At 34.5% G+C, this 7,398-nt stretch carries 8 protein-coding genes and 1 pseudogene; 2 read left to right on the forward strand and 7 right to left on the reverse strand.

The genetic code is table 11. The annotated features are described in order from the left end of the window. Nucleotides 1-243: 243 nt before the first annotated feature. On the forward strand, nucleotides 244-627 hold the full coding sequence (locus V7122_RS23645; protein WP_335345195.1) for a hypothetical protein: 384 nt from the start codon (nucleotides 244-246) through the stop codon (nucleotides 625-627). Between the two features lie 40 nt (nucleotides 628-667). Here V7122_RS23645 and V7122_RS23650 read toward each other — a convergent pair whose 3' ends face one another. From V7122_RS23650 to V7122_RS23675, 6 genes are all read right to left on the reverse strand, one after another. Continuing rightward, nucleotides 668-862, reverse strand: coding sequence for a ComZ family protein (locus tag V7122_RS23650; RefSeq protein ID WP_335529605.1), 195 nt, complete (start codon nucleotides 860-862; stop codon nucleotides 668-670). Nucleotides 863-886: 24 nt separating this feature from the next. Then, entirely contained in the window at nucleotides 887-1,846 is a 960-nt protein-coding gene (locus tag V7122_RS23655) for a BMP family ABC transporter substrate-binding protein (RefSeq protein WP_335529607.1), read from the reverse strand. 129 nt (nucleotides 1,847-1,975) lie between these two features. Beyond that, nucleotides 1,976-2,803: a hypothetical protein gene (locus V7122_RS23660; RefSeq protein WP_335529610.1), complete on the reverse strand. Its 828-nt coding sequence runs from the start codon at nucleotides 2,801-2,803 to the stop codon at nucleotides 1,976-1,978. A 51-nt stretch (nucleotides 2,804-2,854) separates the two neighbouring features. After that, nucleotides 2,855-4,063, reverse strand: a complete 1,209-nt coding sequence (locus tag V7122_RS23665) for a glycosyltransferase family protein (RefSeq protein ID WP_335529613.1) — start codon at nucleotides 4,061-4,063, stop codon at nucleotides 2,855-2,857. 20 nt (nucleotides 4,064-4,083) lie between these two features. Beyond that, nucleotides 4,084-5,271, reverse strand: a complete 1,188-nt coding sequence (locus tag V7122_RS23670; protein ID WP_335529616.1) for a glycosyltransferase family protein — start codon at nucleotides 5,269-5,271, stop codon at nucleotides 4,084-4,086. Between the two features lie 16 nt (nucleotides 5,272-5,287). Further along, the gene (locus V7122_RS23675; RefSeq protein WP_335529619.1) at nucleotides 5,288-6,121 is read right to left on the reverse strand and encodes a polysaccharide deacetylase family protein; all 834 of its coding nucleotides are present in this window, start codon (nucleotides 6,119-6,121) and stop codon (nucleotides 5,288-5,290) included. Between the two features lie 190 nt (nucleotides 6,122-6,311). Here V7122_RS23675 and V7122_RS23680 point away from each other — a divergent pair, with 190 nt between their 5' ends. Continuing rightward, nucleotides 6,312-6,908: a polysaccharide deacetylase family protein gene (locus V7122_RS23680; protein WP_335529623.1), complete on the forward strand. Its 597-nt coding sequence runs from the start codon at nucleotides 6,312-6,314 to the stop codon at nucleotides 6,906-6,908. A gap of 122 nt (nucleotides 6,909-7,030) precedes the next feature. Here V7122_RS23680 and V7122_RS23685 read toward each other — a convergent pair. Continuing rightward, a pseudogene (locus V7122_RS23685) lies at nucleotides 7,031-7,398 on the reverse strand (hydrolase); the annotation flags it as partial.

The following is a 7,398-nucleotide window of genomic DNA, read 5'->3' on the forward strand; positions in this document are numbered from 1 at the left end:
CTATTAAATGTAAAAGCCATAACAAATATACACTGGCTCAATTATAAAGCATTTATACAATAAACGATAATTAATATTATTATCAAATATTATGACTTGGTACTAATTTTATCAAATTTACAGGTGAAATTTCAAGATTAATCAAAGACTATTTATAAGTTTTTATCCACCATTGCCTAAACACTGATGAATCGTTCACATAAATTAATATAAAAGCTTAATTGTAAAGGGGATGGAGAACCGTTGGATACAGAAATGGAAAGAGAGCAAGATTTCAAAAAAACAGATCGCCTTAACCAATTAATGTTCCGTTCAATCGAGCAGCCCTCGAATGAGAACATAGGCATTGATGAAACATTTAAAGAAATGGAGTATGAAAATTCAAACAGAAGGTATAGTCATAGTCGTATTGATAGTTTGATGTTTGGTGAAAGGCATCATCCTTCACCTAAAGGGAGTACAAACAATAGTTCCCTATCAAACCATCTCAATCATGTTGTTAATAACATCAATTTCCTTGAACTAATGGACAATATAGACACTCTTGTTAGTTCTGCTAAGCAATTAAAACCATTATATCGACAGGTCACTCCTTTTATTGATCAGTTCTTCAAAAAGAAAGGTTAGTGGATAATAAAACCGGTCCTCTTATGAAGACCGGTTTAAATTATTTATTCTCTGCTAACGCATCTGCTTTTCCCATATCATATGCCTCATTCATTACCTTTGTAAAAAGACTCATGAATGGCTGGATCATTTCCAAGGATAATTCTACTCCAGCCTCTTCTAATTGCTGTTTTGCTTCTGGAAGATATTTCATGGCAATTTGCATGAATTCCATCGTTTTGTCTGTTGTTTGCATGAATTATGTAACTCCTTCTTTTCTTTATTTACTTGGCAGTTCCCCAGTTTCTCTATACTCTGCAATGGCTGTATTAATTTTATTAATAAATTCTTGGTCCACGTCTGAGCTGAACTTTCCAAGAGTAATTACATCCTCTTGAAAATCAAATGACAGATTTCCTGATTTTAGTTCCCCTTTGTTGAACAAATCTGCCACTATTTCATATAGAACGTCCACATGCTGAATCGTGCTAGTTAAAACGGCGGACTCACCCAAATCTGATTGATCAGAAATATAGCCGATTGCATAGTGGCCCTTTTCTTTAACCTGTTCGATGACAGGGACGTTATAGCCATCCCCGGCTGGATAAATAACATCGGCACCTTTTGCCATTACCTTATCTAATAGTTCAATCGCTTTTCTATCATCATCCCAATTGCCTACATACTCAATCATGACATCTACATAAGGATTTTCATAATTTGCCCCTTCATAGAAGCCTTCAATTTCAGGCTGCCACTCATAGGCTGCAATGATTCCTATTGCATTAGTCTTTGTCATATGACCTGCAATCATCCCACCGAAAAAACCCATTGCATATCCTTCGAAATTTAAACTTGTCGTATTGGTATTTTCAGCATCTCCGTTAAAGCTGACAAAATGAATATGGGGATAATTAGGTGAAATCTGATTAAAGTATTCCGCATATTCATTGCCGTGGCCAAAAATAATATTAACTCCCTTTTGGTCGTATTCTTTCACCGCACGTTCGACAACTAATTGAGAACTCATACCCTCTTTATAGTAAACCTCAATATTATGATGGGATTGAATCTTTAACATTCCTTTATAGCCTTTTGTTCCCCATACTTGATCATTTATCGTATCAGGGATTAATAAGCCCGCTTTCTTTAGTTTACCTGAGGACATTGCTTGTCCGCACGAGGCCAATAAAAGAAGGCTTAAAAGAAGGATCCCAAATCGTACAAATAATTTTTGCATCTCCCTTTGTTCCGCCTCTCCGAAATAGCCATAACGTTTTTCTAAACAAAAAAAATCCAGAATAAACTTCCAGCTATTTTCATTCTACCCTTATCACCTAAGTTTTGAAAAGACTTTATTCCTATTCTATTAAATTCCGCCTTCATCAATCAACTTTAGATGTCTTTTCTGATTTTCAATTCCCTCTGAATAAGGGGTGCAGTTCTTCACGATTTTTACCTTAATTTCATTCCGCTCTGATGGGTAATTAATTGTAATCATTTCTAGAACTTCAGCAGGAATGGAAAGAAAGTCAACACATTTTTTCCAATAGTGTGGAATATCGCTTTTCAAAGTGCAAGCATCGGCAGATTTTGTTTCAGCCAATTTTAAAATTGGATCCAGAATATCTGCAATGTACAAAGTATCATGGATCCATTCACATTCATGAATGGATAATTCCCGGTCTGGATCTAATGATTTTTCTAAGGATTGTTGAAATAAAAAGGAGTTTGGCTGCCAAGGTCCGTAGATTGTTGGGAGATAAATGCGGTGACTGATTATTTCATTTTCCAAAATGCGCTGGATATTTTTATCCTTTTGATGAAGCCATTGTATTGGGAAAAGAGAGATGATTCTTGTATCGGTTTCAGCCATTTTCTGTTTGTTATTTTTTAGAAATCTTTCTAGTATATTATCTTTATTGAATAAAACCTTTTGTTCAGTTGCAGAAAAACTATAGTAATCAATAAGAATTAAGGTTTGTGCATGGATCTCCACTTGAGAGACCAAATCGGACATAATTATTTCCTTAAAATTAGCGTTACGGCCAATTTCCATCCGCTTTTCAATAAGATACGCATCTTTTTCTCTATTTTCTGATCGAACACCTAACACTTCGAAACCTTGATCCAGCAAAGACTGACAAAAATGAAAACCTAAAAATTGAAATGCCCCAATTATGACTGCCCTGTCCATACAAAGCCTCCCTATTTATTCTCAGTGTATACTATGCAAATGCACGACTAATTATTTCTTTTTGTCTGTCGCTTGCTTTTTAATCTTTAATATTTGATTTTCATATATTAAATGATCTGGAAGTGAGTTTACACTTTTAAGTTCTTCAATTGATACCCCGTAGGTTTGGGAGATTTTCAATAACGTATCACCTGTTTTCACTTTATACATTACATATTGCTGATCAATCGAATCTTGAAAAAAGATGAATTCAGGCTTCTCACGACTAGCCGCCACCTTTGGATGAACAATTTTTTCCTCCACTAAAATATCAATCATTTGTCTTACTCGAGCTTTATAAGAATTAGGTTGAACAGTTTTATGTCCCTGTTTTTTGATGATTTTTCGTTCATCGGCATGTTTGAGATAATAGGTTACTTTATCGACAGTATCTTTAGGTGACAATGATACAACAAGATCCATTCCAGGTTTGAACCTGCTTCTAACTCCTTGTGTATCTTGTGTAATTAAAAAACCGCCGGAACCAAGAATCTCAAATGTGCGCTGTGTAACTAAATTCGGGTAATTTTGCAAGCCAATGATGATGTCGGCAGAGCTAAATAATTTATTAGTTTCTGTATAAGAAAGATGCCCGTGAATCCAATCGTTTGGTATGTCAAAACCTAAATATGAGCCCATTTGATCCCAATGATTGCCCCAAAAATCGATTCTAAACTGATTTTTAAGAAGAGGCTTTATTAAAAGCTTAATTGATTCATGACGAAAATGGTCTGGATATTTCGATAATATATCTGGATAAGCATTAGCAACTACCGCAATTTTGGCACTATACTCCGGATATTTACGGGTCGGAAAATGTATGGTTTCTTCAAACCCAAAATCTAAAAATGCAGATGGAATTCCTCGCTGTTTATAAACATATGATGTTTCCCTGCAAATGGTAAATACGAAATCCGGCTTCATATTTTCGATTAATGGCAACGTCCAATTTTTTGTATAGGCTGGATCCTCGACTGCCCAGTATATTAATGGGATATTTCTAGTTGTCATCTGTTCCATGATTAAAATTTGTTTTCTAAATGTATGCTCGGGTCCCCACCCTATTGTAACAGCAAGATCAGGATTGAATTCCGCCAATATTTTTGGCAAGTTTTGCTTAGTAATGGGGCCCGAAATCATTACATCATGTCCATTAGCATGAAATCCCTTTGGCAATGTATGTGGCCAGAGGTTACCGCTATCAATGAAAAGAACTCGCATTCATCTTCCACCTTTATATTCTACCTTTCTCTTATTTTTATATAATCCTTGACATCAATAATATCTGTTGCCAGTTTATTCATTTTTTTAATTTGTTTTACACTCACTCTGTATTTTTTCGAAATAGACCGCAGGCTTTCCTTCGGCTTAAAGATATGAATTTCATATTTTGCTTGCAAAATGTCAAGGTAATAAACCCAGTTACCTATACTTGGGGCAGCCTTTTCCTTTGAAATAAGCCCTGCTTTCGTAATTGTTTCTAGAATATACTTAGCTCGCTCTAAATAAGAATATTTCTTTACTGCCTCAATGCCTGCCTTTTTTATTTCAAGACGCTCCTCCGGATGGGCTAAAAAATGCTTTACTAATTTAATTGTTTCTTCGGGAGAGGAAGTCACAATAAGGTCCTGACCAGGTGTGAAAAGACTTCGAATTTTAGAAGTATCATTTGTTAGCAGAAACCCGCCTGAGCCTAATATTTCATATGTCCTTTGTGTCACTTGTGAGTCCATATTTTGTACACCTAAAAGGATATCTGCGGAACTGTATACTTTATTTGCCTCTATATATGGTAAAAAACCATGATTCCAATGTTTAGGAATCTCCTTGCCAATAATATGGCCCATAAAGTGCCAATAACGTCCCCAAAAATCAATTCGAAGATTTTCCATTATAAAAGGGCTTAAAAGATTTCTCAATGCTTCAAATCTGTAATTTAGGGGGTTTTTTTTATAAAGCATCGGGTATCCATTTGCCACCAATGCAAGTGAGACATCGTATTTAGAATCTATTTCTGTTGGAAAATGTACTTTTGAGTGATAGCCAAAGTCTAAATGAGCTGCTTTGTAACCTTTTTCTTTATAAAAATTGACACGATGAGGGCAAATGGTAAAGATAAAATCGGGTTGAATTGTTTCAATTAGCGGAAGTGAAAAAGTGAGAGTGTATCCGGGGTCTTCTGTAGCCCAATAAATATGAGGAATTCCTAAGTGGGCTACATGCTTTTTTATTAATAACCTCCTTTCTTTTGAATGTTCTCTCGTGTGCCCCATCGTAAAAATCAAGTCAGGTTTAAAGCTTGTAATCATCTCTTCTAAACTCCAGTCCATTAGCGGACCGGATACCATCACTTCATGCCCAGCGTCCAAAAATCCGTTTGGCAGGCCATAAATCCACATCGGATCGCTTTCTAAAAATAAAATTCTCATATAAAATCACCTACTTTCACCTGGTTTCTTTTAACATCTCACTTACTTTAACAATTTGGAGTCCTTTATTTAATAATTTTGGTATTACAACTTCCATTGCTTTTGCCGTGGATTTTCCATTTAAATGGGCAAGGACGATGTCATTTCCTGTTGATTTTGTCATGATTCTTTCTCCTATTTCATAACTTGACGTTTCTTTCCAATCAATCGTATCAATACTCCAATAAACAGTATATGGAAATTGATTCTTTCCAGCTGTTTCAAGAACAGATTTATTCCATGCTCCAAATGGCGGTCGGAATAACGGTATTCCTTTTGTACCGAGAAGCTTTTCGAAGCACTCTTCAGTTTTCTGTAATTCTTCTGTCATTTTATCAGATGGAATTTTTGTAAAGTCTGGATGACTGTATGAATGATTTGCAATTTCATGTCCATCCTCGATTATACGTCTCGAAAGTTTCGGAAATTGCTCGACCCATTTTCCTGTCAAAAACATTGTCGTTTGAATACGGTGTTTCTTTAAAGCGTTTAATATTTCACCTGTATGTTCAGCGCCTGCGCCTGCATCAAAGGTCAATGAAATTTCATTTTTATTAGTGAATCCATTTGAAATTAATACCGAGGGTAAGGATATTGTCTCAGTCAAAACTTTTCGATTTATTTTTATAAGCTGTCCTGCATATAAATAATTTGATTTTAATTGATTGTCTTCTTTTAGCTGCTCAATAGGTATTGAAAATTTTTTAGAAATATGACTTAATGTTTCACCATGACAGATGGTGTAATAATTGTATTTACTCTTTTTCGTTTTTATGGGCAGCCCTGCTTCTATTTCCTTAAACTCCTTCATAGAAATCGTCCCCATTCAATGGTACAAGTTTTATCAAACATTCTAATCCACAATATGTTTAATCCCATGAGTTGTATAGTGATTCTGACTAAATACATCAAAAAGTATGAAAGAGTCGTGTAACAAATACAATCATTTTTATATTGAGGGGCATATTTTATTTAAAATTATATAGAGAGGACAAGATTGGGTGGAACATATACCTATTTATCATGGTAATTTGAATTCGGCAAAAATTGCTTTTATGGTCAATGTTGCATGGGGTAATGAATATTTAAAGGATTTATTAATGATTTTGAAGAAATATCAAATTAAGCTTACTTTTTTCCTTGAGGGCAGATGGGTCAATAACAATCCCCAATCTGCACTGAAGATACAGCTTGCTGGACATGAGATCGGAAACCATGCCTATTCACATCCGAATATGATAACACTTTCGGATGAAGAAATTAAAAATGAGATTACAAGCACGAATGATGTAATTGAACAACATCTGAAAATAAAACCAGCCTTTTTCACTCCTCCCTATGGATATTTTGATCAAAGGGTCATTGAAGCTGCTGCGAAGGAAAAAATGAAAACTATTCTTTGGACTTTAGATACATTGGATTGGAAACTCGAGGATCACCATAAAATTATTAACAGAATTGTCCCTAATTTAAAGAACGGCTCCATTATTCTTATGCATCCAAAAAAATCATCTCTTGAAGCACTTCCTATTATTTTGAATCATGCTGCTGAAAAGAGATTAATAGTTTGTACAATAAGCGAATTACTTTCCTGTTAGATTATGTAAGTTGGGTATTTTCCCTCAGAAGGAAAATACCTAGTTTAATAGTGGAATGATGGAAACTTGCGAATATAACTAATATTGTCTTGAACATTTGAATCTTATTTATAGAGGCTGTTTTATAATATCCTTTCATTTTGTTTCATAAAATCAACAATTTGTGATTCAATCCCTTGCTTTTTTTCAGGCAGTAAATAACAAATTGAAGTTTGGATTCCTTCTTCTATCCATTTTAAAGTTCGGTTTTTTGTTTGTTTTGCCAGATTATACGATCTCCTATCCGTCATAATATGCATAATTTTCATTGGGATCTTCAGGGGATAATTAAAGTTTTCCATTTTTTTCATTACTTCAAGTTCAACCTGCATAATGTCGATATTATAAGCATCAGCTAGCTCTTTTAGAAATTTTTTATAGAAAAATTTATGTTCTTTTTCCATTTCTAAATGATCTTTAAGCGAAAAGATGGGATTTATTAATATACATG

The organism is Bacillus sp. JJ1532 (genome assembly GCF_036965085.1).
Lineage (GTDB): Bacteria > Bacillota > Bacilli > Bacillales > Cytobacillaceae > Cytobacillus.